Consider the following 22,341-nt stretch of genomic DNA (forward strand, 5'->3'; position numbering starts at 1 on the left):
ACAGATTAATTAGGATATTTGCAAAAAAATAGTCGGTCAATAGTTTGCCGACTTGTTTAGTAATCACACGATTTTAGTTTAAAATGGATTTAGTAAAAGAGATAAAAAGGCTGAAAGAGGAAAAAAATGCGGTTATTCTGGCGCACTATTATCAAGTTGGTGAAATTCAGGATATTGCAGATTATGTGGGAGACAGTTTGGGCTTGTCGCAAAAGGCCGCCGAAACCGATGCCGATATCATTGTTTTTGCGGGCGTTCATTTTATGGCCGAAACCGCTAAAATTCTAAATCCGAGTAAAACGGTGGTGCTGCCCGATTTGAATGCAGGTTGCTCATTGGCTGATTCTTGTCCGCCAGAAGCTTTCGAGAAATTCACAAAAGCGCACCCCGACCACATTGTGATTACTTATGTGAACTGCTCGGCCGAAATTAAGGCGTTGAGCGATATTGTTTGTACCTCTTCAAATGCATTAAAAATAGTAAACTCCATTCCAAAGGAAACACCTATTATTTTTGCTCCGGATAGAAACCTTGGTCGTTACATTATCAATGAAACGGGCAGAGACATGTTGCTTTGGGACGGCAGTTGTGTGGTGCACGAAGCCTTTTCGATGGATAAGTTGATCGAGCTTCATAAAAAATATCCCGATTACAAAATTATTGCGCACCCAGAATCTGAAACCCATATTTTGAATACGGCAACGTACATTGGTTCCACCTCCGGGATGATCAACTATGTTAAGGAGCACCAAGACCAAAAGTTTATTGTGGCTACCGAAGCGGGTATTTTGCACAAAATGCAACAGGAAATGCCCAACACCGAAATGGTGCCGGCACCTGCAAAAGAAGACAATACCTGTGCGTGCAGCGAGTGCCACTTCATGAAAATGAATACCCTTCAAAAATTATACGATTGTTTACTTAACGAATCGCCACAAATTGAAGTAGATCCTAAAATTATAGACCGCGCGTTGTTGCCTATTGAACGCATGTTGGAGTTGTCAAAATAATTAAAATGACTTCAGATTATCTCGTTATTGGTTCTGGTATCGCGGGTTTGACCTTTTCGGTTAAAATTGCTGAAAAATTCCCCGATAGGAAAGTGGTTATTGTTACCAAAGCCAGTGAAGACGAATCAAACACAAAATATGCCCAAGGCGGCGTAGCCATTGTTTTAAATAAAGAAGACGATTCCTTTAAAAAACACATCAAAGACACTTTAATCGCTGGTGACGGGCTGTGCAAGGAAGATGTGGTTAAAATGGTGGTGAAGGAAGGTCCCGACCGATTGGAAGAACTTTTGCTTTGGGGTGCTAATTTTGATGTTAACGATGCCGGAAAGTTCGATTTAGGAAAAGAAGGCGGGCATTCTGAATACCGTATTGTACATCATAAAGATATTACGGGCTATGAAATTGAAAGAGCACTTCTGAAACGAGCGCATCAGTTGTCTAATATTTCTATTATGCCTCATCATTTTGCTATCGATTTGGTGACCAATCACCATGTAAAAGACACAAATGCCGATGAGTTGACTTGTTACGGGGCTTATATCCTCAACCAAAAAACGGGTGATATTTTCACTATAAAATCGGGGGTGACTTTGTTGGCCTCTGGTGGCATTGGCCGAGTGTATGGACATACTACCAATCCGGCGATTGCCACGGGAGACGGTATTGCTATGGCTTATCGAGCCAAAGCACGCATCAAAGATATGGAGTTTGTGCAGTTCCACCCTACGGCACTTTACGATGCTAGAGGTGAATCGTCTTTTTTAATTTCTGAAGCGGTTAGAGGGTTTGGCGCTTATCTTCGAAACCAAAACGGACATCGGTTTATGCCCGATTACGATGAGCGTGCCGAGTTGGCATCGAGAGATATCGTGTCCCAATGCATCGATAACGAACTCAAAAAATCTGGAGACCAGCATGTGTATTTGGATTGTACACACTTGGATGTTGAGGCGTTTAAAAACCATTTTCCAAATATTTACAATAAATGCAAAAGCCGCCATATCAATATTGAAACCGATTGGATTCCGGTGGTGCCGGCATCGCATTATTTGTGCGGCGGTGTAAAAGTTAGTAAAAAAGGAAAAACCTCGATTAAAAACCTATTTGCTTGCGGCGAATGTTCCAGAACGGGACTTCATGGCGCCAATAGGTTAGCGTCAAATTCATTGTTGGAAGCTTTGGTGTATGCACACAATATTTTTAAATATCATGCCAAGCGCGATGTGGTAAAGCTAAATGTGGATATTCCGAAATGGAATGACGAGGGCACCACGATAAGTAAAGAGCATGTTTTAATTCAGCACAACCAAAAAGAATTGCAGGCCTTGATGCGCGATTACGTGGGGATTGTTAGGAGCAACAAACGTTTGAAACGGGCCATAAAACGCATTGAATTAATCTACAGCGAGGTGGAGGATTTGTACAAAGAACACAAAATTACAACGTCGCTTTGCGAGTTACGTAACATGATAAACGTAGCGCATTTAATTATCGAGCAGTCTTTGGAACGTACCGAAAACAAAGGCGGGTATTTCAATATCGATAATGTGAAAAAATAAAGTCGGTATGAAAACCGACTTTACTTATCCTAAGGGCAAAAAAAGGATTATTTGCTGATCATTAGCAGTTCGTTGCAAACAATTTCTGTGATATAGCGTTTGTTGCCTTCTTTATCGTCGTAGCTTCGTGAGGTCAACTTGCCTTCAATGGCTACTTCTTTCCCTTTCGAAACATATTTTTCAATAATCTGTGCCGTTTTTCCCCAGGCTATAATATTGTGCCATTGGGTGTCGGTTACTTTTTCTCCTTTGTTGTTGGTGTAGCTTTCGTTGGTGGCCAAGTTGAATTTGGCCAATGTTCTTCCAGATTCCAAATTGATAATTTCTGGGTCGTTTCCTAAATTTCCAATCAACTGTACTTTGTTTCTTAGCGTGCTCATAATTTAAATTTTAATGTTAAACAGTTAATACTTTGTTCTGAAATGGTTTCAGAATCTCTTTATGTTTTTGTGAATGATCACCGAATGAAATCGAGTAATTATTCAACACTGCAAATTTGGGGAACGCTTCAAAATATATTCGGTTGTTACTTGTTTAATATCGTTTGTAAACGTTTGTTGTCGGTTATTGAAAAAATTTGTACATTTCATTCGTGCAAAAACAATGCTTGGAATGTGGCGATAAAATTGTGGGCAGGATTGATAAAAAATTCTGTAACGATGCATGCCGAAATGCTTATAACAATCGGGTTAATAAAGACAGTAAAAATTTAATTCGGAATATAAACAACAGGCTTCGGAAAAACTACCGCATTTTAGAATCACTAAATCCAGACCAAAAAACAACGGCCTCACGCGGAAGATTAATTGAGGCAGGTTTCGATTTTAATTATTTTACCAGTATTTACACAACAAAAGCTGGGAAGGTGTATTATTTTGTGTACGACCAAGGCTATTTGCCGATTGAGGGCGATTATTATGCTTTGGTGAAACGCGAAAGTTAAATTAAAACAAAAAAGCTTCGACCGAAAATTCTCAGCCAAAGCTTTTTTAAGTTAATGATAGATAATTATTTTTTACTTCCAGGTTTGCCCTTTTAGTTCCATCGCGGCCTTTAAAATATCTTTTTGGCTTATTTGTCCCACCAATTTTCCGTCTTCAACAATAGGAAACCGGCGCCGTTTGGCATTTAAAAATTTATTGGCTGCATCAAAAATATTCATGTTACCATCAATGGTTTCTACATTTTTGGCCATGTGCTTTTCAATGGTCTGGTCTTGCATGGGCATATTGTAATATCGACTTTCGCTAATTTGCTTGATACAGTCGCCTTCAGAAATAACCCCAACCAGTTCGTGTTTGTCGTTAACTACGGGGCCACCAGAAATTCTATGTTTAATAATCGCTTCCATAACACTTTCAATCGATTGGTCTGGCGTAAACGTAATTAAATCTTTGGTCATGTAATCGCTAACGGTTAATGACGGCGTTTCAGCAGTGTTGATCTGCTGCCTTCTGGATCCTTGAAAACTTTTTATTCCCATAAATAGTAAGTTTAATAAACTTAAATATAGTCATTTATTTTTGTAAAACCTAAAATAAAATGTTCTATACTGGCTAAAACGCCATGAATTCTTATGTTTTTATTAATAATTAGCGTTCTTTTAAGAAATTAAATGCTAAATTTTTATAGTTTTAGCGCACTTAAATTAAATTTAGATTAAAACGATGATGAAAAAATTATTTGGATTGGTTTTATTTCTGGGCAGTGCGGTAATGATGGCGCAAACCAACCAGGAATTAATGAAACATTACGAAGCGTATTACAAGCAAATGAAAACCCAAGGCGATGTGCAGGGTATAATTAATGCCATGACGCACCTCAATGTGTTGTCGCCATCGCAAGCAAGAAAAGATACTTTGGGGTATATTTATATGAGTGAAGGCCAATACATGCAGGCGTTAAATACTTTGGGCGCTGAAAAAAAGTTAACCGATTCTGATATTGCTTTAGAAGTGAAGGCGGTATCTCTAAAAGCGATAAAACGCCCAGAGTTGGCGGTTGGGCATTTTGAAGAGTTGTTTAAGCGCGACGCAAATCCTGTGGTGGCTTATGAATTAGCAGAACTCAATTTGCAAATACAAAACATGGCCGAAGCCGATAAGCACATTGAATACGGTATTGCCAATGCCAAGCCCGAAATGAAAAAGGCATTTTACGAAAGCCAAAACCCATATGAAGTTCCTTTAAAATCGGCCTTCATGTATTTAAAGGCACTTTCCATTTATAACAAAGACCGAAAAGCAAATATAGATCCGGCTGTTGATGTATTGGATGCCGTGCAAAAGGAAGCACCCAATTTTCAATTGGTACAGATAACCAAAAACGAGCTTTTAAGACAAAAGCAAGCATTACAGAGTCAAGCGGCCCAACCGCAGAATTAAATAAGGTTTTCTGCGGAAAATTAAAAGTCGAATCAACATTAGTTGGTTCGGCTTTTTTTGTCGAATAAAACAAAGGCACCTTCACAAAACACAAAAACCCTTGTAAACATGAGGGTTTTGTTGTATATAGAGGTATAAATAACCCCCGAAAACGGCCAAAAAGGGTCGAAAACGGGGTTTTCAGTTTCTATTAAAATGGAAATACAAAGAATTTCTGGCCTACAAGGTCGTCTTTCCCTTTTTTCCCCAGTGAAGATTATGCCCTTTTCTACGCGCGCTTTTTAGAGGGCAATCTCGGAAAAATCCATCAAGCGATTCCTTGGGATGATTTAGTTTTACAATTTAAGGTCAAAGAACAAAAATTGGGCAACAGCATGTTGTTCGGTCCACGCGGTCGTTTAGCCCCAATGTTTTTAAAACACTATGCAGGCTGTTCGGGCAGGAAGCTCATGGAACAGATTTTGAGTCTCAATTACAAAAACATAACAATATTGATTTTACTGCCCAATATTACCGCAGAGTAGTCACTGTAAAACAAGTGTACGAGCAACAAAGCAGCTATTTTAAAACAGGCCAAAAGATAAAAGACCGCATTGTAAGCATATCCAAAGATTACCTGCGCCCTATAGTAAGAGGTAAAGAAACAAAACCCGTGGAGTTTGGAGCCAAGGTCAATAAATTACAGATATACGGCACCAACAAGAACCGAAGTTTTGTAACCAAGCACCAGATAAAGACCGATTTTAAGCGCAAGGGAAAATTACCGAAAGACCACCAAGGTGGAAACAGGCTAAAAGCAGCCATAACAAAAGAAAGAGCTTCACGATTAGAAGGTAGTTTTGGTAAAGAAAAGGAACATTGCCACCTCAAAGAAATCAAGGCGAAAACAAAACCAAATGAAATGTTATGGGTCTTCTTTGGCATACATACTGCCAATGCCTTAGAAATGGGAAGGCGAATGCAAAACGCCCCAAAGCAAGTCGCTTAAAAAAAAGTGATTTCCATTAATGGGGAACGTGCACCGTGACGTTAAAAAAACACATGCCTTTTGTGTATTTAATTTTCTTTTTTATCGCTAGCCAAAGGAAAACTGTCAAAGGGAAGTATTGAAAACAAAAAATAGCACCAAAATATAATTAATGATGCTATTTTCTGAATGTGCCTGTGCAACGGTTGCCGGTGTTGTCAACAGTTATTTTAGACACTTTTCGGGATAGTGTCCTAAAAATCCTGAAATATTTGAAGAATTAGTTTTTGACAAAGTCTTATCTAATTGTGAATACTTTAGTAGATTTATTAAAAATTTTGATAAAGCTATATTAAAATTGAGTTAGCTTTTTTAATGTTTGCCAACAATTGGCTAAACACAATTGCGTTTAGCCACATTATATTTATTCCGATAAATATAAAAAATATTCTTACAAGAAAATAAAGTGGCTGAAATTTAACTCAACTCCATATTGGCATTTAGGTTGTCAATATAGCCAAGAAGCTCGTCTTTGCCTATATCTTTAGAGGATGAGGTGATAAAATAATTGGGCATGTCTTCCCAAAATTCCAACAAGATGTTTCTGTAGTCTTCAACGTGGCGGGTAATAGCACCGGGTTTCAGTTTGTCGGCTTTGGTAAAAATAATGGAAAACGGAATACCGTTTTCACCCAGCCATTGCATAAATTCCAAATCTATGGGTTGCGGCTTGTGCCTAATATCTACCAAAACAAAGGCGGTAACCAGTTGCTCGCGGAAACTAAAATATTGGGTAATGAATTTTTGAAAGGTCTTTTTCGAACTTTTCGAAACACGGGCATAACCATAACCGGGCAAATCGACCAAATGCCAGTTTTTATTAATCAAAAAGTGATTAATGAGTTGGGTTTTACCGGGCTTTCCAGAGGTTTTGGCTAAGCTCTTTCGGCCAGTAAGCATATTGATCAACGACGATTTGCCAACGTTACTGCGGCCAATAAAGGCATATTCGGGCAGCCGACTGTTGGGGCATTTCGCCACATCGGAATTACTAACAACAAATTCGGCTGTTTTTATTTGCATGGTATCGTTATTCTCGTAAAAACGGGAATCGTTTTAATTGTGTAATCTACTTGCTTAAAATCCTTTTTTCTGCAGCCACCCATCCATAATTTGGTTGAATTCGTTAGGGTGCTCCATCATAGCGGCATGCCCACATTTGTCAATCCAAAACAGTTCAGAATCTGGTAGCAGTTGGTTGAATTCTTCAGCAACCTCCGGTGGAGTAACATTATCGTTCTTCCCCCAAATAATACAGGTTGGGGTGGTCATGTTAGGTAAATCTTTCGCCATGTTGTGTCGTATGGCGCTTTTGGCAATGGCTAAGGTTTTTACAAGTTTGTTGCGGTCGTTTACGGTTTCGTAAACTTCATCAACAATTTCTTTGGTGGCTACCTTGGGGTCGTAAAACACATCTTGCGCTTTCTTTTTAATCACTTCGTAGTCGCTACGTTTAGTGTAGCCGCTTCCCATGGCGCTTTCATAAAGCCCAGAGCTTCCAGTTATTATAAGTGCTTTTACGGTGTTGGGGAACATTTTGGTGTGGTACAGGCCTATGTGTCCGCCCAAAGAATTTCCGAGTAAAATCACCTCTTTGTATCCTTTAAATTCTATAAACTCGTTTAGGTATGTGGCAAAACTCTTTACGTTGGTTTTGAGTAGCGACATGCTGTAAATAGGTAACTCTGGAATAAGGACTTTATAGCCTTTTTTGCTGAAAAAATCGGTTACCGAATCGAAGTTGCTTAAGCCGCCCATTAAGCCGTGTAGTACAATTATTGGCGTGCCTTCGCCTGCTTCAATGTAGTTGTAGTTCTTCTCTTTTTTTAATCGATGCGCCATTAATAGTGTCAGTCATTCGTTAAAAACAAATATAGTTATTTCATTCAAAAATCCACCATTTTAATTTTTTTCCCACCAAATTGTTTGTTAAAAAAAGATTTTCGTTTTGAAAAGAGATGTTAACAATTGATTGATGGTTTTTGGGAAGGTTTAAAGTCCAGCTTAATAGCCGTGTGCGCCGTGTTTTAGAGGTGTGAATTTCGATAAAAGGTGGTTTTGGGTGGAAATTTATCAACAAAGTGGTAAGAAGTGGTAAAAGGTGGTAAAATTTTCAATATATTTGAAACTTAAACGTTTAATATTCAGCGCGCCGCTTTTGGACTTAATTACAGGAACATACGATTGCAAGGTGGATGCAAAAGGCCGATTAATGATGCCTTCATCTATCAAAAAACAGCTTTCTGCCGTGTTGCAGGATGGTTTTGTGTTGCGTAGGTCTGTGTTTCAAAAGTGTCTGGAGCTATATCCTATGAGCGAATGGCAGGCGCTCATGCAGAAAATGAATAAGCTGAATAAGTTCAAAAAGAAGAATAACGATTTCATTAGAAGATTTACGGCGGGGGCGAAAATTGTTGAAGTGGATGTGAATGGCAGGCTGTTGATTCCGAAGGATTTAACTGTGTTTGCTAATATTTCGAAAAATATTGTGGTGGCTTCGGCAATCAACATCATTGAAATTTGGGATAAAGACCTGTACGAGCAAGCTATTGATGATGCTGCTGTTGATTTCGCCGATTTGGCCGAGGAGGTAATGGGACAAGATGACGAAGACTATGGAATATCATAACCCAGTGTTGCTAAAGGAAACCGTGGATGGTTTAAATGTTAAACCTGAAGGGGTTTATGTGGACGTGACTTTTGGTGGCGGTGGTCATAGTAAAGAAATATTAAGTAGGCTTGGCGAAAACGGCCGATTGTATGCTTTCGATCAAGACCAAGATGCTCTTGAAAATGCAATTGACGATCCGCGATTTACGCTGATTAATGAAAACTTTAGATATGTGAAGCGCTTTTTAAGGTTTCACGGTGTTAAAGAAGTGGATGGGGTGTTGGCAGATTTTGGTGTGTCGTCGCATCAATTCGATGTTGCCGAACGCGGATTTTCAACGCGGTTTGATGCCGATTTGGATATGCGAATGAATCAGCAAAATAAATTGTCGGCGTTTCATGTGGTAAACGAATATAGCGAGGAGCAGCTAAGGCAGGTATTGTTGCAGTATGGTGAGTTGAGGGCCGCTCCGGCAATGGCAAGGTTGATTGTGAGCGAGCGAAAAGAAGAGCCGATTGTAACCAGTGGTCAGTTAAAAGCGGTGTTAAAGCGATTTTTGTCGCCAAAGCATGAAAACAAGATTTTGGCTCAAATCTATCAGGCGATACGTATTGAGGTGAATCAAGAAATTGAAGTGCTGAAGGAGTTTTTGTTGCAAACGCCCGAAATTTTAAAACAAGGTGGGCGGCTCAGTTTTATATCCTATCACTCTCTGGAAGATCGTTTGGTGAAGCGCTTTGTTAGAAACGGGTTGTTTGAAGGCGAACCAGAGCGCGATATGTTTGGTCGGTTCGAAGTGCCGTTGAAAAAGGTGGGCGGTTTAATAGTGCCAACAAAAGAGGAAATAAAAATAAACAACAGGGCGCGAAGTGCAAAACTTCGTGTCGCCGAAAAAATATAAAACCTTTTGTTCCTTCCCTTGAGAAAGGTAAGGTGGATTTAAACTCTGGCGAGTTTAAATTCGGAAGGGTCGGTGGGTTTAAGTTCGGAAGGGTTAAAAAGTCAGCTAATTAATTCTTCCATTTTTAGGGAAGAAGTCTCAAAGAGACGGAAAGAGAATGAAAAAAAGCATTTACAGCATATTAAAAGGAACCTTTTTAGTCAGTGATGATGCGTTTAGAAACTGGCGGTTTATCCTGTTTATTTCGGGGTTGGCCATAATTATGATTGCCAGTTCGCATAGCGCCGACCAAAAAGTGTACGAAATCGCAAGGCTGAAGAATGAGGTGAAAGAAATGCGGTCGGCCTTTGTAGATGGTCGTTCAAAACTCATGCGCTTAAAAATGGAGTCGCATGTGGTTCGGGTAATGAAAGAAAAAGGGTTGGCGACCTCGGTAATTCCGCCAAAAAAGATAAAGGTAAAATCACAAAACTGATAAAACAGCTTGGCAGTAAACGAGAAAAACATATTGAACCGTTTGTATTTTATCGCCGGATGTATGTTCGTCTTCGGGCTGGCTGTGGTGTTTAAATTGTTGAGCATTCAGTTGGTGCAGGGCGATAAATATCGGGCGTTGGCAACCGAACGCGTGGTTAAGGATGTTGTGATTCCTGCCAATCGGGGCAATGTGTATTCCGTTAACGGGAACTTGCTAGCTACCTCCATTCCTAAATACGATATTCGTTTTGATGCCTTAACGCCAACAGCGACTACTTTCGAAAAATATGTGAAGCCGCTAGCGGATTCGCTTTCAAAATACTCCGGCAAATCGGCAAGCACTTATGAAAAGGCGCTGCGCAGAGCGCGTGCCAATAAAAACCGCTACTATTTGTTGGCCAGAAATATTGGTTATTCCGATTATATCCGATTGAGAAACTTTCCTATGTTGAGTTTGGGGGCTTTCAAAGGCGGATTGATTGTTGAGCAAAAAACAAAAAGAGAGCATCCTATGGGGGCTATTGCGCAGCGTTCCATTGGTTACGAGCGATTTGATGATCAAGGCAATGTTACCCGTGCGGGTATCGATGGGGCTTTCGGGGCGAAATATTTGCGTGGCGTTAATGGGCAGCGCAAAAAGCAAAAAATAGGCAAAGGTCAATGGAAGCCATTGAGCGATGCCAACGAAATTGAGCCTCAGGATGGTTACGATGTTTATACAACGATCGATGTGAATATCCAAGATATTGCGCATCATGCTTTGCTGCGTCAGTTGGAAGAGTATGAGGCCGATCATGGTTGTGTGGTGGTAATGGAAACCAAAACAGGTGAAATTCGTGCCATTTCCAATTTAGGAAGAAATGAAGATGGCCATTATTATGAACGGTTAAACTATGCCGTAGGCGAATCGCACGAGCCAGGTTCTACTTTTAAAGTGATGGCTTTAATGGCGGCTTTGGAAGATAAAGTTGTGGATACTTCTGTGGTAGTCGATACGGGGTTGGGCTACAAACAATTCTACGGAAGGGGTATTTACGATACACACGGTCACGGAAAAATTTCGGTAGCAAGAACGTTGGAGGTGTCTTCAAATATTGGTTTGGCAACAATTGTTGATGAGGGGTATTCCAAAAATCCCAAAAAATTCATCAGTCATTTGAAAGATTGGCATCTCGATGAGCCGTTGGGCTTGCCAATTATTGGTGAGGGAAATCCGGTAATTCCTGAGCCAGGTGATAAAATTTGGAGTAAAAACGCCTTGCCGTCCATGGCATACGGTTACAACCTGAAGTTAACCCCGTTACAAACATTAACGTTTTATAACGCCATAGCCAACAATGGAATTTGGGTGAAACCGAAGTTTATTAAAGAGGTGAAGGAATTGGATAGAGTTATCGAGACTTTTGAAGAAAATGGTTCAGGAGATAAAATCTGTTCTGATAAAACCTTAAAGGAAATCCAGACTATTTTGAAAAATGTGGTGGATCGTGGCACGGGGCGTTCGTTGTATTCAGAATATTTTTCCATGGCAGGGAAAACAGGAACGGCTCAAACTGAATACTGGATGAAAGACTGGAAAGAAAACCGCAGGTATATCTCGTCATTCGCAGGCTATTTTCCGGCTGAAAACCCAAAGTATTCCTGTATTGTGGTAATTCACAAGCCCAGTGTTGCAAAAGGTTATTACGGAGCCGATGTTACTGGGCCGGTTTTTAAACGCATTGCCCAAAAAATATTTACCGATACGCCTATTATCGATGAGGTTGAAAATTTGGAAGTGAAAGTGGCTTCGGTTGAAGAGGAATTCAACGGGTATTACAAAACGGCCCAAACCTATAAAACCATTATGCCGAATGTGGTAGGCTTGCCTGCTATGGATGCTTTGGCATTGCTCGAAAACATGCAGGTGGATGTAAAGGTAAGATTGAATGGTTCGGGAATTGTAAAATCTCAGTCGGTGAACAAAAAAACAAAACTAAAAAATAACCAAACTATAGTATTAACGGCTTCATGAAAACATTAAAAGATATACTTTATAAGGTTTCCATAAACGCTGTGGTGGGCTCGACCGATGTCGAGATTGCTGCCATTCAATTCGATTCCCGAAAGGTGGAAAAAAACGGATTGTTTGTGGCGGTGCGTGGTTTGGTGGCCGATGGGCATCATTTTATTGAAAAATCCATTGAAAGCGGTGCGGTAGTCGTTGTTTGTGAAGCCTTGCCTGAAAAATTAGTGGAGGGCATCACCTATGTGGAGGTGGATGATTCCCAAAAAGCACTTGCGTTTATGGCGTCCAATTTTTACGATGCGCCATCCGAAAACTTGAAACTGGTGGGGGTTACCGGAACCAATGGAAAAACCACCGTGGCCAGTTTGCTGTATCAATTGTTTAAGAAGGCGGGCTATAAAGTGGGGCTGCTATCTACCGTGAAAATTATGGTGGACGATGTGGAGCACAAAGCAACGCACACTACGCCAGATTCACTCACTATCAATAAATATTTAAGTGAAATGAATACTGCGGGCGTTGAGTTTTGCTTTATGGAGGTGAGTTCGCATGGCATCCATCAATACCGAACCGAAGGTTTGCAATTTGAAGGTGGGATTTTTACCAATTTGTCGCATGACCATTTGGATTACCATAAAACCTTTGCGGAATACCGTGATGTGAAAAAGAAATTTTTCGACGGACTGCCAAAAAATGCGTTCGCATTGGTGAATGTGGATGATAAAAATGGGCTGGTGATGTTGCAAAACACACGGGCCAAAAAACAGACTTACGCCTTAAAGCAGTATGCCGATTATAAAGCGCAGATTTTAGAAAATCAGTTTGGCGGTTTGCTGCTGAAAGTAAACGATAGTGAGGTTTGGACACGATTGATTGGGAATTTCAATGCATACAACATATTGGCCATTTACGCTACGGCTGAGTTGTTGGGATTGGAAAAGGTGGAAATTCTAAGATTGATAAGTGATTTGGAAAGCGTAAGTGGTCGTTTTCAATATGTGGTGTCAAATGAAAAAATTACGGCTATTGTCGATTATGCCCATACACCCGATGCGCTTAAAAACGTCTTGGAAACCATCAACAGCATCCGTACCAAAAACGAAGAATTGATTACGGTGGTGGGCTGTGGTGGCGATCGCGATAAAACCAAACGTCCAAAAATGGGGCATATCGCTACGGCGTTGAGCACAAAGGTGATTTTTACGAGTGATAATCCGCGAAGTGAAAACCCAGCTGATATTTTAAAGGATATCGAAGCGGGCGTGGAGCCCCAAAATTTTAAAAAGGCTTTAACGATTGAAGACAGAAAGCAAGCCATAAAAGCGGCCTGCCAAATGGCACGGCCAAATGACATCATTTTAATTGCCGGAAAAGGACACGAAACCTATCAGGAAATTAAAGGTGTACGTTCCGATTTTGATGATTTTAAAATAGTACAAGAATTTTTAAAGCAATTACAAAAATAAATGTCATGCTGAGCGCAGTCGAAGCATCTCAACAAGCAATAACTAATGTTATACTACCTATTTGAATATTTAGAAAAACAGTTCCAGTTTCCGGGGGCGACGCTTTTTGGGTTTTTAACCTTTAGGGCGGCGGCGGCCATGATTTTGTCGTTGTTGATTTCAACCATTTACGGAAAACGGATCATTCGGTTTTTGATAAAACAGCAAGTAGGCGAAACGGTGCGCGATCTAGGCCTGCAAGGGCAAAGCGAAAAAGCTGGAACGCCAACCATGGGCGGGATTATCATCATTTTGGCGACTTTAATTCCGGTGCTGCTGTTGGCGAAACTAGAGAATATTTACATCGTCCTTTTAATTGTGACCACGCTTTGGATGGGTGCTATCGGCTTTGTTGATGACTACATCAAAAAATTCAAAAACGATAAAGAAGGGCTAAAAGGTCGGTTTAAAGTAATGGGGCAAATCGGTCTAGGGCTTATTGTCGGTGCGACTTTGTTTTTCAGTCCCGATGTGACCATGAAGGAAAAGCTGCCAGTTGAAGAGCAAAAGGTGTTGTTGGCTGAAAATCCAGATCTAGAACCCGCAAAACTGTTTAAAGCGGAAGAGAAGTCTACCAAAACAACGATTCCTTTTGTAAAGGGGAATGAGTTCGACTATGCAAAAGTCATCACTTGGATCAGTCCGAATTTAGAAAAATACGCATGGGTAGTATTTATTTTGGTAGCCATTTTTATTATCACGGCAGTTTCAAACGGTGCCAATCTTACCGACGGTATTGATGGATTGGCAGCGGGCACTTCGGCAATAATCGTCCTTACGCTGGGCATATTTGCATGGGTTTCGGGTAACATCATTTTTTCGGAATACTTAAACATTATGTACATCCCCCGCGTGGAGGAAATCACCATTTACATTGCCGCATTTGTTGGAGCGCTCATCGGGTTTTTGTGGTACAATACCTTTCCGGCGCAAGTGTTTATGGGTGATACGGGAAGTTTGACTATCGGCGGAATAATTGCAGTAATAGCCATCGCAGTGCGAAAGGAATGGCTTATTCCGGTGTTGTGCGGCATTTTCTTGGCTGAAAATTTATCGGTAGTGATGCAGGTGAGTTGGTTCAAGTACACGAAAAAGAAATATGGTGAGGGGCGTCGCATTTTCAAAATGTCGCCACTGCACCATCATTATCAAAAATTGGGCTATCACGAAAGCAAAATCGTCACCCGATTTTGGATTATTGGAATTCTATTGGCCATCGTGTCGATAGTAACACTGAAAATTAGGTAGCAAGGGTGTCATGCTGAGCGCAGTCGAAGCATCTTAAGAAAAGGAATGAGAATGACAAAAAAGCGATTGGTGATATTAGGCGGCGGAGAAAGCGGTGTAGGAACGGCGCTTTTGGGAAAAGCAAAAGAATGCGAGGTATTCGTTTCCGATAAAGGAAGAATAAAAGAGAAATATAAACAAGTTCTTATAAATAATGGGATTGATTGGGAGGATGAAACCCATACGGAATCAAAAATTATGAATGCCGATTTGGTGATGAAAAGCCCCGGTATTCCTGATAAAGTAGCTTTAGTGAAGCAAATCCGTGAAAACGGAATTCCGGTAGTTTCAGAGATTGAATTTGCAGCAAAATTCACCGATGCCACACTGGTGGCCATTACGGGGAGTAACGGCAAAACCACCACGGCCACGTTAACGCATCATTTGTTAAAACAGGAGTTAAGCGTGGGTTTGGCGGGCAACATCGGCGATAGTTTTGCGAAGCAGGTTTTGAAAGGTGGTTTTGAAACTTACGTATTGGAAGTGAGCAGTTTTCAGTTGGACGACATTGTCGATTTTAAACCAAAAATTGCGGTAATCACCAACATCACGCCCGATCATTTAGATCGGTACGACTACAATTTTGAAAATTATATACGGTCGAAATTCAGAATCGCGGAAAATCAAACGAAAGAAGATTTTTTGATTTATGATGCCGATGATGAGGTTGTTGTCAATCATTTAAAAAATCATCCGGTTCAATCCACATTATTGCCGTTTTCATTGGAAAAGAAAATTGAAAATGGCGCATATTACGAAAATAAAGAGATTAAAATAACAATAAATAACACACAGATCATTATGCCAACAACAAAACTAGCATTGGAAGGTAAGCACAATATAAAGAATGCCATGGCGGCTTCAACCGTGGCGCACCTGCTTAAAATAAGAAAGCAAACTATTCGCGAAAGTTTAGAGAACTTTCAGGGGGTTGAGCATCGATTGGAGCAAGTGTTAAAAATTAATAAAGTTCAATATATAAACGACTCGAAGGCTACAAACGTCAATGCCACATATTATGCTTTGGAAAGTATGGATGCGCCTACCGTTTGGATTGTTGGTGGTGTAGATAAAGGCAATAATTACGAGGAATTGTTCTCTTTTGTGAATGAAAAAGTAAAGGCGATTATTTGTTTGGGTGTGGACAATGAAAAACTGCTGAAAACTTTCGGCAATATGGTTGATGTGATTGTTGAAACCCAGTTTATGAGCGAAGCGGTGAAGATTGCCTACAAGTTGGCCGAATCTGGTGATAATGTACTGCTGTCACCCGCTTGTGCGAGTTTCGATTTGTTTGAAAATTACGAAGACCGAGGACGTCAATTTAAAGACGCGGTAAGGAATTTGTAAAAGCCCATCTTAATCTTCTCAAAGGAAGAAGCTGTTGAGGTTAAAAAGTTGAATGATTTAAAAAAAAAGAAATTCCCGATTGGGGAAATATTTGAATACTAATGCAAAACCTGTTTAAAAACATAAAGGGCGATCGGTTAATATGGGCTATAGTAGCGCTGTTGGCTATTTTGTCGTTTTTGCCGGTTTACAGTGCGGCCAGTAATTTGGCCTACAAAGGAGGTGGAAGCAGTACGTTTGCATTTTTTGTGAAGCATTTTGTGCATTTACTTCTCGGCTTTTTTATCATGTATGGTGTGCACAAAATCCCGTACCGATATTTTAAGGGGCTGTCGTTGATTATGATTCCTATTGTGTTGGTGTTGTTGGGTATTACCATGTTGCAAGGCACAACTATTGAAGGTGCCAATGCCAGTCGATGGATACAGATTCCGTTTGTGGGGATGTCGTTTCAAACGTCAACCTTGGCGGCTGTGGTATTGATGGTGTATGTGGCGCGGTATATGTCGAAAATAAAGGATGAAGAAGTAACTTTTAAGTCGTCTATTCTACCGCTTTGGATGCCGGTTTTTTTGGTATTGATTTTAATTCTGCCTGCGAACTTTTCAACAGCGGCCATCATGTTTTTAATGGTGTTGATATTGGTGTTTTTAGGTGGATATCCCGTTCGGTATTTGGCAGTGATTGTCGGCTCGGGCATTTTGGTGTTAACCCTGTTTGTTTTAATAGCCAAAGCGTTTCCAGAGGCTATGCCAAACCGTGTGGATACATGGATGGGGCGTATTGAAAGTTTTTCAAATCCTGAAGATACCGAAGCCGATTATCAAATTGAAAAAGCAAAAATAGCAATTGCTACTGGCGGAATACAGGGGGTTGGCCCCGGGAAAAGTATGCAGAAGAACTTTCTGCCGCAGTCGTCATCCGATTTTATTTTCGCGATTATTATAGAGGAGTATGGGTTAATTGGCGGATTCATCATCATGACCTTGTATTTGTGGCTGTTGTTCAGAATTGTCATTGCTGCCCAAAAGGCCGATACCGTTTTTGGTAAGCTGTTGGTTTTGGGTGTGGGGTTGCCCATCGTTTTTCAGGCTTTAATCAATATGGCTGTTGCGGTAGAATTATTCCCGGTAACGGGGCAAACCTTACCATTGATTAGTAGCGGGGGAACCTCCATTTGGATGACCTGCTTGGCTATTGGAATTATTTTGAGTGTAAGTGCAAAAAGGGAAGAGATAAAGGAAAAAGAAACGGGTGAAGAGAATGAAGAAAATCCGTTGGAAATTCTCAGCGAAGCTTTATGAAATCACGATATACGATTTTAGATTTACGATTTGAGCATGAAACAAATATTAAAAGATAGAACAAAAAAATATGCTGTAGATTGCTGGAAGCTTTGTTCTAAGTTTCCGGTGTCAAGAGAGTATAGCGCATTTTGCAATCAGTTGATAAGGTGTTCGAGCTCGGTAGGGGCAAACTATAGGGCGGCTTGTCGGGCGAAATCAACAGCCGATTTTATAAATAAATTAAAGATAGTTGAAGAGGAGGCGGATGAGAGTATGTATTTTTTGGAGTTGTTTTTAGAAATAGGAGCAATAGAACAAGATGAGATAAAGCGATTGCATAAAGAGGCAGACGAATTGCTGGCAATTGTAGTGGCGTCTATTAAAACGCTGAGAAATCGTAAATCGTAAATGGTGAATCGTAAATCGAAAACATATAAAATTATTCTATCGGGTGGTGGCACCGGCGGACATATTTATCCGGCTATAGCCATTGCCAACGAACTGAAATCGCGTTTTCCGGACGCTGAATTTTTGTTTGTTGGGGCGAAGGGCCGCATGGAGATGGAGAAAGTGCCGCAGGCTGGATATAGGATTGAAGGGCTTTGGATTTCTGGTATTCAACGCAAACTGACTTTGAAGAATTTGAGTTTTCCGTTTAAGGTGATGAGCAGTTTGTGGAAGGCAAGAAAAATAGTAAACGCGTTTAGGCCTGATGTTGCTATTGGAACGGGAGGGTTCGCCAGTGGGCCGTTATTGCATGTGGCGGCTTCAAAAGGTATTCCGACGTTAATTCAGGAGCAAAATTCGTTTCCTGGAATAACCAATAAACTATTGGCAAAAAAAGCCTATAAAATATGTGTGGCGTACGATAATTTGGAACGCTTTTTTCCGAAGGATAAAATGGTAAAGACAGGGAACCCGGTGCGTCAAGGTTTGTTGGATGTGGAAACCAAAACATTAGAAGCCAAAGATTTTTTCGGTTTAAAACACGGAAAATATACGCTTTTGGTAATCGGTGGAAGTTTGGGTTCGCGCCGCATCAATGAATTAATTGAAAAGGAATTGGATTTTTTCGACACCCAAAACGTCCAAATCATTTGGCAATGTGGTAAGCTGTATTATCAACAATATAAAATTTATAATAACACCAAAAACGTTCAGGTTTTTGAGTTTTTAAATAATATGGATTTTGCCTATGCGGCTGCTGATTTGGTGATTTCGAGGGCTGGAGCGAGTTCGGTGTCCGAGCTTTGCATCGTTGGTAAACCCGTTATTTTTATACCGTCGCCCAATGTGGCCGAAGATCATCAAACCAAAAACGCCATGGCGATTGTGGATAAAAATGCGGCCATGATTATCAAGGAAGAAGATTTGGATGCCGATTTTGAAAATAAGTTTTCGCAGTTGGTGGCTTCTTCCGATAGGCAAAAAGAATTGAGTAAAAACATAAAACAATTGGCGTTGATGAATGCCACAAAAGAAATTGCGGACGAGGTTGAAAAACTTTTGAAAGAACAAAAATGAACTTAAACCAGTTAAAAAATATTTATTTCATCGGTATTGGCGGCATTGGCATGAGTGCCTTGGCGCGCTATTTCCAAGCTGGGGAAAAGTTTGTGGCGGGTTACGATAAAACGCCAACCGATTTGACTACCGAGTTGCAAAATGCCGGTATTGAGGTGCATTTTGAAGATGCCGTTGAAAACATTCCAGAGGTGTGTTTGGAAAAAGAAAGCACCTTAATCGTTTACACGCCAGCAATTCCGAAAGGGCATAAAGAGTTGAATTATTTTATTGATAACGGCTTTCAAGTGGTAAAACGTTCCAAACTTTTGGGGTTGATTACTGAGAATACCTTCTGTTTGGCGGTTGCTGGAACGCACGGTAAAACCACCACGACTAGTATTTTGGGGCACTTATTGCGCGAGAGCAGTGTGCCGCTTACTGCCTTTTTGGGTGGAATTAGCGAAAACTACAATTCAAATTTAATTCTTGAAGGAACAGATGTAAGTGTGGTTGAGGCTGATGAGTTCGATCGTTCGTTTTTAACCTTGTCACCTAATTTTGCGGGTATTACTTCGATGGATGCGGACCATTTGGATATTTATGGCGATGCCGACGCGCTGAAAAGTTCGTTCACGGATTTTTCAAAAAGAATTAAGCCCGGCGGAAAATTATTTGTAAAAAACGGTTTGCCATTAAGCGGTATAACCTACGGTATTGAAGACGATTCGGATTACACCATTCAGAATATAAAAATAAAAAACGGAAGTTACATTTTTGATGTTAAAACACCAGAAATACGGCTTGAAAAATTAGAATTTAACCTACCTGGTAGACATAATTTGTCGAATGCTTTGTTAGCCTTGGCGATGGCTGTAGAATATGGTTGCCCGCACCAACAGCTCGCCAAAGCTTTAGCATCTTACAAGGGCGTGAAACGTCGTTTTTCAACCCATGTTAAAACCGAAAATTTGGTGTACATAGACGATTATGCACACCATCCTGAAGAAATAAACGCTGCCCACCAAGCCGTTAGGGAGATGTACCCGAACAAAAAGGTCTTGGCGGTTTTTCAGCCGCATTTGTTTAGTCGTACGCGCGATTTTATTGATGGCTTTGCTACAAGTTTGTCTCAGTTCGATGAACTCTTGTTATTGGATATTTATCCGGCCCGAGAGTTGCCCATTGAAGGAGTGACTTCAAAATGGTTGTTGGAAAAAGTGAGCAATGAACATAAAAAACTGATTGACAAACAAGAACTGATTTCAGAAATACAAAAAAGCGATGCGCAAGTGGTGTTGACCATAGGCGCCGGAGATATTGGAGAAGAAGTAAAACGGATTAAAAAAGCATTGAGCCGTGAAGATTAACTGGAATTACATAAAAATGCTGATTTTGTTGGTGTTGGTAGTCTTTTTGTTTGCCTTTGCATCAAAGCGAAATGGTGCACGCAAAATTTCCAGTCCTAATGTGCATTTTATGGGCGAAAACAATCTGTTTATTACCAATGAGGCTGTTAGTAAGTTGTTAATACAAAATTCTAAAGGCGTTAAAAATCTAGCCAAAGAAACTTTAGTTTTGAATGAATTAGAGAATGCCCTCAAATCTAATCCAATGATAAAGACTGCAGAAGTGTATGTTACTGTAAATGGTACACTTAATGCTGACATAGAACAAAAAACACCTATTGCCAGAGTAAGTACAAATGCGTCTTATTACATTGATGACGAAGGTTCGTTCATGCCGCTGTCAAACAATTATTCCGCTAGAGTGCCATTGGTTACCGGTTATGTAGAAAAAAATAATTTAAACAACGTCTATAAAATAGCACGTAAAGTGAGGTTGGACGGGTTTTTGAATAAGCACGTAATCGAAATTCATCAAGACCTCAATAAACAACTTTATTTAAAGCTAAGGCAGTGCCCGTTTACAGTAAAGTTGGGCGATGCCAATTTTTTAGACAGAAAAATAAATAACCTAAAGGCGTTTTATAGCAAAAACCTTAAAGACAAAACATTGAATGGTTACAGTAAAGTGAATTTGCAGTTTGAAAACCAAGTTATATGTACTAAAATTTAAACTATGGAGCATAATTTAGCAGTTGGATTAGACATAGGGACCACAAAAATTGTGGCGATGATTGGTCGTAAGAATGAATACGGCAAGGTCGAAATTTTTGGTATTGGTCGATCTAAAAGTCTGGGTGTTCACCGTGGTGTGGTCAATAACATTACCCAGACTATTCAGTCAATTCAACAGGCTGTACAAGAGGCCGAAGCTGCTGCAGATATAAAAATTGAAGATGTTACCGTAGGTATTGCTGGACAGCATATAAGAAGCCTTCAGCATAGCGATTACATCACTAGAGCAAATTCCGAAACGGTTATTGATGATGACGATATCGATAGATTGATCGGACAAGTGCATAAATTGGTCATGCTTCCGGGTGAGGAAATCATCCATGTGCTTCCGCAGGAATACAAAGTAGATGGGCAGGCCGAAATTAAGGAGCCTATTGGTATGTATGGCGGGCGTTTGGAAGCCAATTTCCATGTGGTAGTTGGTCAAGTATCGTCCATCAGAAATATTGGGCGCTGTGTGCAAAGCTCCGGTTTAAATTTAGAGGGAATCACACTTGAGCCTTTAGCGTCGGCCAATGCCGTTCTGAGCCAAGAAGAAAAAGAAGCAGGTGTGGCGCTAATCGATATAGGTGGCGGAACCACAGATTTAGCCATTTTTAGAGACGGCATTATTCGCCATACGGCAGTGATCCCTTTCGGAGGAAATGTGATTACCGAAGATATTAAAGAAGGCTGTTCCATCATTGAAAAACAAGCCGAATTGCTGAAGATAAAATTCGGTTCCGCTTGGCCAGGTGAAAACAAGGATAACGAAATCGTGTCCATTCCTGGTTTAAGAGGTCGTGAGCCCAAAGAAATCACCTTGAAAAACCTTTCGAAAATCATTCACGCCCGTGTGGTTGAAATTATCGAACAGGTGTATGTAGAGATAAAGAATTACGGCCACGAAGAGCAAAAGAAAAAATTGATTGCCGGTATTGTGTTAACTGGTGGTGGTAGCCAATTGAAGCATTTAAAGCAGTTGGTGGAGTACATTACGGGAATGGATACCCGAATTGGTTACCCCAACGAGCATTTAGCAGGCGATAGTGACGACGATATTACCAGCCCGCTATTTGCAACGGCTGTTGGTTTGGTGTTGGACGGCCTAAAACGAAACGAAAGAAAAAAAATAGAGCAACAAGAGGAAGAAAAACAAGCTGAAAATGAAGCGACTCCAAATGACGAGGAAGAAGAGGTTAAGCCAAAACCGATTAAAGAGCGACGTTCATTTTTAGATAAATTAACCGAACGCGTTAAAGATTTTTTAGATAACGCAGAGTAGTATTTTTTTGAATCCATTGAAATAA

The 22,341-nt window shown here is 40.4% G+C and carries 22 protein-coding genes; 18 read left to right on the forward strand and 4 right to left on the reverse strand.

Translation table 11 applies throughout. The features are described from left to right. Nucleotides 1-83 precede the first annotated feature (83 nt). A complete protein-coding gene (gene nadA / locus ABI125_04320) occupies nt 84-1,010 on the forward strand; it encodes a quinolinate synthase NadA (protein XCF07084.1) in 927 nt (308 codons plus the stop codon). A 5-nt stretch (nt 1,011-1,015) separates the two neighbouring features. Further along, entirely contained in the window at nt 1,016-2,572 is a 1,557-nt protein-coding gene (gene nadB, locus ABI125_04325) for an L-aspartate oxidase (GenBank protein XCF07085.1), read from the forward strand. 47 nt (nt 2,573-2,619) lie between these two features. On the opposite strand, the gene ssb is transcribed toward nadB, so the two are convergent. After that, entirely contained in the window at nt 2,620-2,952 is a 333-nt protein-coding gene (gene ssb, locus ABI125_04330; protein ID XCF07086.1) for a single-stranded DNA-binding protein, read from the reverse strand. Between the two features lie 212 nt (nt 2,953-3,164). Between ssb and ABI125_04335 the strand changes: the two genes are divergently transcribed. After that, on the forward strand, nt 3,165-3,515 hold the full coding sequence (locus ABI125_04335) for a hypothetical protein (GenBank protein ID XCF07874.1): 351 nt from the start codon (nt 3,165-3,167) through the stop codon (nt 3,513-3,515). A gap of 72 nt (nt 3,516-3,587) precedes the next feature. Here ABI125_04335 and ABI125_04340 read toward each other — a convergent pair whose 3' ends face one another. Then, on the reverse strand, nt 3,588-4,055 hold the full coding sequence (locus ABI125_04340) for a CBS domain-containing protein (GenBank protein XCF07087.1): 468 nt from the start codon (nt 4,053-4,055) through the stop codon (nt 3,588-3,590). Between the two features lie 184 nt (nt 4,056-4,239). Here ABI125_04340 and ABI125_04345 point away from each other — a divergent pair, with 184 nt between their 5' ends. Beyond that, nucleotides 4,240-4,956 carry a hypothetical protein gene (locus ABI125_04345; GenBank protein XCF07088.1) on the forward strand — a complete coding sequence of 239 codons (717 nt, stop codon included), beginning with the start codon at nt 4,240-4,242 and terminating at the stop codon, nt 4,954-4,956. 538 nt (nt 4,957-5,494) lie between these two features. Beyond that, on the forward strand, nt 5,495-5,944 hold the full coding sequence (locus ABI125_04350; protein ID XCF07089.1) for a transposase: 450 nt from the start codon (nt 5,495-5,497) through the stop codon (nt 5,942-5,944). A gap of 456 nt (nt 5,945-6,400) precedes the next feature. Here the strand turns inward: ABI125_04350 and yihA are convergent, their stop codons facing one another. Continuing rightward, nucleotides 6,401-7,006, reverse strand: a complete 606-nt coding sequence (gene yihA / locus ABI125_04355; GenBank protein XCF07090.1) for a ribosome biogenesis GTP-binding protein YihA/YsxC — start codon at nt 7,004-7,006, stop codon at nt 6,401-6,403. A gap of 54 nt (nt 7,007-7,060) precedes the next feature. Then, nucleotides 7,061-7,825: an alpha/beta hydrolase gene (locus ABI125_04360; GenBank protein XCF07091.1), complete on the reverse strand. Its 765-nt coding sequence runs from the start codon at nt 7,823-7,825 to the stop codon at nt 7,061-7,063. 316 nt (nt 7,826-8,141) lie between these two features. On the opposite strand from ABI125_04360, the gene mraZ reads away from it, so the two are divergent. From mraZ to ftsA, 13 genes are all read left to right on the forward strand, one after another. Beyond that, complete coding sequence (gene mraZ / locus ABI125_04365; protein ID XCF07875.1) at nt 8,142-8,612, forward strand: division/cell wall cluster transcriptional repressor MraZ; 471 nt, start codon at nt 8,142-8,144, stop codon at nt 8,610-8,612. After that, complete coding sequence (gene rsmH, locus ABI125_04370; protein ID XCF07092.1) at nt 8,599-9,495, forward strand: 16S rRNA (cytosine(1402)-N(4))-methyltransferase RsmH; 897 nt, start codon at nt 8,599-8,601, stop codon at nt 9,493-9,495. Before mraZ ends, rsmH begins: the two co-directional genes overlap by 14 nt. Before the next feature lie 157 nt (nt 9,496-9,652). Continuing rightward, nucleotides 9,653-9,970 (forward strand): FtsL-like putative cell division protein, encoded by a 318-nt coding sequence (locus ABI125_04375; GenBank protein ID XCF07093.1) that lies wholly within the window; start codon nt 9,653-9,655, stop codon nt 9,968-9,970. 63 nt (nt 9,971-10,033) lie between these two features. Further along, a complete protein-coding gene (locus ABI125_04380) occupies nt 10,034-11,986 on the forward strand; it encodes a penicillin-binding protein (GenBank protein ID XCF07876.1) in 1,953 nt (650 codons plus the stop codon). Beyond that, nucleotides 11,983-13,446 carry a UDP-N-acetylmuramoyl-L-alanyl-D-glutamate--2,6-diaminopimelate ligase gene (locus ABI125_04385; GenBank protein ID XCF07094.1) on the forward strand — a complete coding sequence of 488 codons (1,464 nt, stop codon included), beginning with the start codon at nt 11,983-11,985 and terminating at the stop codon, nt 13,444-13,446. The genes ABI125_04380 and ABI125_04385 overlap by 4 nt, the downstream gene beginning before the upstream one ends. A gap of 45 nt (nt 13,447-13,491) precedes the next feature. Beyond that, a complete protein-coding gene (mraY, locus tag ABI125_04390) occupies nt 13,492-14,733 on the forward strand; it encodes a phospho-N-acetylmuramoyl-pentapeptide-transferase (protein ID XCF07095.1) in 1,242 nt (413 codons plus the stop codon). Between the two features lie 51 nt (nt 14,734-14,784). Beyond that, entirely contained in the window at nt 14,785-16,122 is a 1,338-nt protein-coding gene (murD, locus tag ABI125_04395) for a UDP-N-acetylmuramoyl-L-alanine--D-glutamate ligase (GenBank protein XCF07096.1), read from the forward strand. A gap of 101 nt (nt 16,123-16,223) precedes the next feature. After that, nucleotides 16,224-17,426 (forward strand): FtsW/RodA/SpoVE family cell cycle protein, encoded by a 1,203-nt coding sequence (locus ABI125_04400; protein ID XCF07097.1) that lies wholly within the window; start codon nt 16,224-16,226, stop codon nt 17,424-17,426. A gap of 36 nt (nt 17,427-17,462) precedes the next feature. Continuing rightward, on the forward strand, nt 17,463-17,816 hold the full coding sequence (locus ABI125_04405) for a four helix bundle protein (protein ID XCF07098.1): 354 nt from the start codon (nt 17,463-17,465) through the stop codon (nt 17,814-17,816). Then, nucleotides 17,817-18,932 carry an undecaprenyldiphospho-muramoylpentapeptide beta-N-acetylglucosaminyltransferase gene (gene murG / locus ABI125_04410; protein XCF07099.1) on the forward strand — a complete coding sequence of 372 codons (1,116 nt, stop codon included), beginning with the start codon at nt 17,817-17,819 and terminating at the stop codon, nt 18,930-18,932. Further along, on the forward strand, nt 18,929-20,281 hold the full coding sequence (gene murC / locus ABI125_04415) for a UDP-N-acetylmuramate--L-alanine ligase (GenBank protein ID XCF07100.1): 1,353 nt from the start codon (nt 18,929-18,931) through the stop codon (nt 20,279-20,281). The genes murG and murC overlap by 4 nt, the downstream gene beginning before the upstream one ends. Then, a complete protein-coding gene (locus ABI125_04420) occupies nt 20,271-20,990 on the forward strand; it encodes a hypothetical protein (GenBank protein XCF07101.1) in 720 nt (239 codons plus the stop codon). The genes murC and ABI125_04420 overlap by 11 nt, the downstream gene beginning before the upstream one ends. Before the next feature lie 3 nt (nt 20,991-20,993). Further along, nucleotides 20,994-22,316 carry a cell division protein FtsA gene (ftsA, locus tag ABI125_04425; GenBank protein ID XCF07102.1) on the forward strand — a complete coding sequence of 441 codons (1,323 nt, stop codon included), beginning with the start codon at nt 20,994-20,996 and terminating at the stop codon, nt 22,314-22,316. The last annotated feature ends 25 nt before the right edge of the window (nt 22,317-22,341 follow it).

The sequence above is a fragment of the Tamlana crocina genome, from assembly GCA_040429635.1.
Taxonomy (GTDB): domain Bacteria; phylum Bacteroidota; class Bacteroidia; order Flavobacteriales; family Flavobacteriaceae; genus Flavisericum; species Flavisericum crocinum.

Excerpts from the sequence above, each read along its gene's own strand:
- ABI125_04380 (XCF07876.1), top strand. The coding sequence starts at position 10,034 with ATGTTCGTCTTCGGGCTGGCTGTGGTGTTTAAATTGTTGAGCATTCAG.
- nadA (XCF07084.1), top strand. The coding sequence starts at position 84 with ATGGATTTAGTAAAAGAGATAAAAAGGCTGAAAGAGGAAAAAAATGCG.
- murG (XCF07099.1), top strand. The coding sequence starts at position 17,817 with ATGGTGAATCGTAAATCGAAAACATATAAAATTATTCTATCGGGTGGT.
- yihA (XCF07090.1), bottom strand. The coding sequence starts at position 7,006 with ATGCAAATAAAAACAGCCGAATTTGTTGTTAGTAATTCCGATGTGGCG.
- rsmH (XCF07092.1), top strand. The coding sequence starts at position 8,599 with ATGGAATATCATAACCCAGTGTTGCTAAAGGAAACCGTGGATGGTTTA.
- ABI125_04385 (XCF07094.1), top strand. The coding sequence starts at position 11,983 with ATGAAAACATTAAAAGATATACTTTATAAGGTTTCCATAAACGCTGTG.
- ABI125_04375 (XCF07093.1), top strand. The coding sequence starts at position 9,653 with ATGAAAAAAAGCATTTACAGCATATTAAAAGGAACCTTTTTAGTCAGT.
- ftsA (XCF07102.1), top strand. The coding sequence starts at position 20,994 with ATGGAGCATAATTTAGCAGTTGGATTAGACATAGGGACCACAAAAATT.
- ABI125_04345 (XCF07088.1), top strand. The coding sequence starts at position 4,240 with ATGATGAAAAAATTATTTGGATTGGTTTTATTTCTGGGCAGTGCGGTA.
- ABI125_04405 (XCF07098.1), top strand. The coding sequence starts at position 17,463 with ATGAAACAAATATTAAAAGATAGAACAAAAAAATATGCTGTAGATTGC.
- mraY (XCF07095.1), top strand. The coding sequence starts at position 13,492 with ATGTTATACTACCTATTTGAATATTTAGAAAAACAGTTCCAGTTTCCG.
- ABI125_04400 (XCF07097.1), top strand. The coding sequence starts at position 16,224 with ATGCAAAACCTGTTTAAAAACATAAAGGGCGATCGGTTAATATGGGCT.
- nadB (XCF07085.1), top strand. The coding sequence starts at position 1,016 with ATGACTTCAGATTATCTCGTTATTGGTTCTGGTATCGCGGGTTTGACC.
- ssb (XCF07086.1), bottom strand. The coding sequence starts at position 2,952 with ATGAGCACGCTAAGAAACAAAGTACAGTTGATTGGAAATTTAGGAAAC.
- murD (XCF07096.1), top strand. The coding sequence starts at position 14,785 with ATGACAAAAAAGCGATTGGTGATATTAGGCGGCGGAGAAAGCGGTGTA.
- ABI125_04340 (XCF07087.1), bottom strand. The coding sequence starts at position 4,055 with ATGGGAATAAAAAGTTTTCAAGGATCCAGAAGGCAGCAGATCAACACT.
- ABI125_04360 (XCF07091.1), bottom strand. The coding sequence starts at position 7,825 with ATGGCGCATCGATTAAAAAAAGAGAAGAACTACAACTACATTGAAGCA.
- murC (XCF07100.1), top strand. The coding sequence starts at position 18,929 with ATGAACTTAAACCAGTTAAAAAATATTTATTTCATCGGTATTGGCGGC.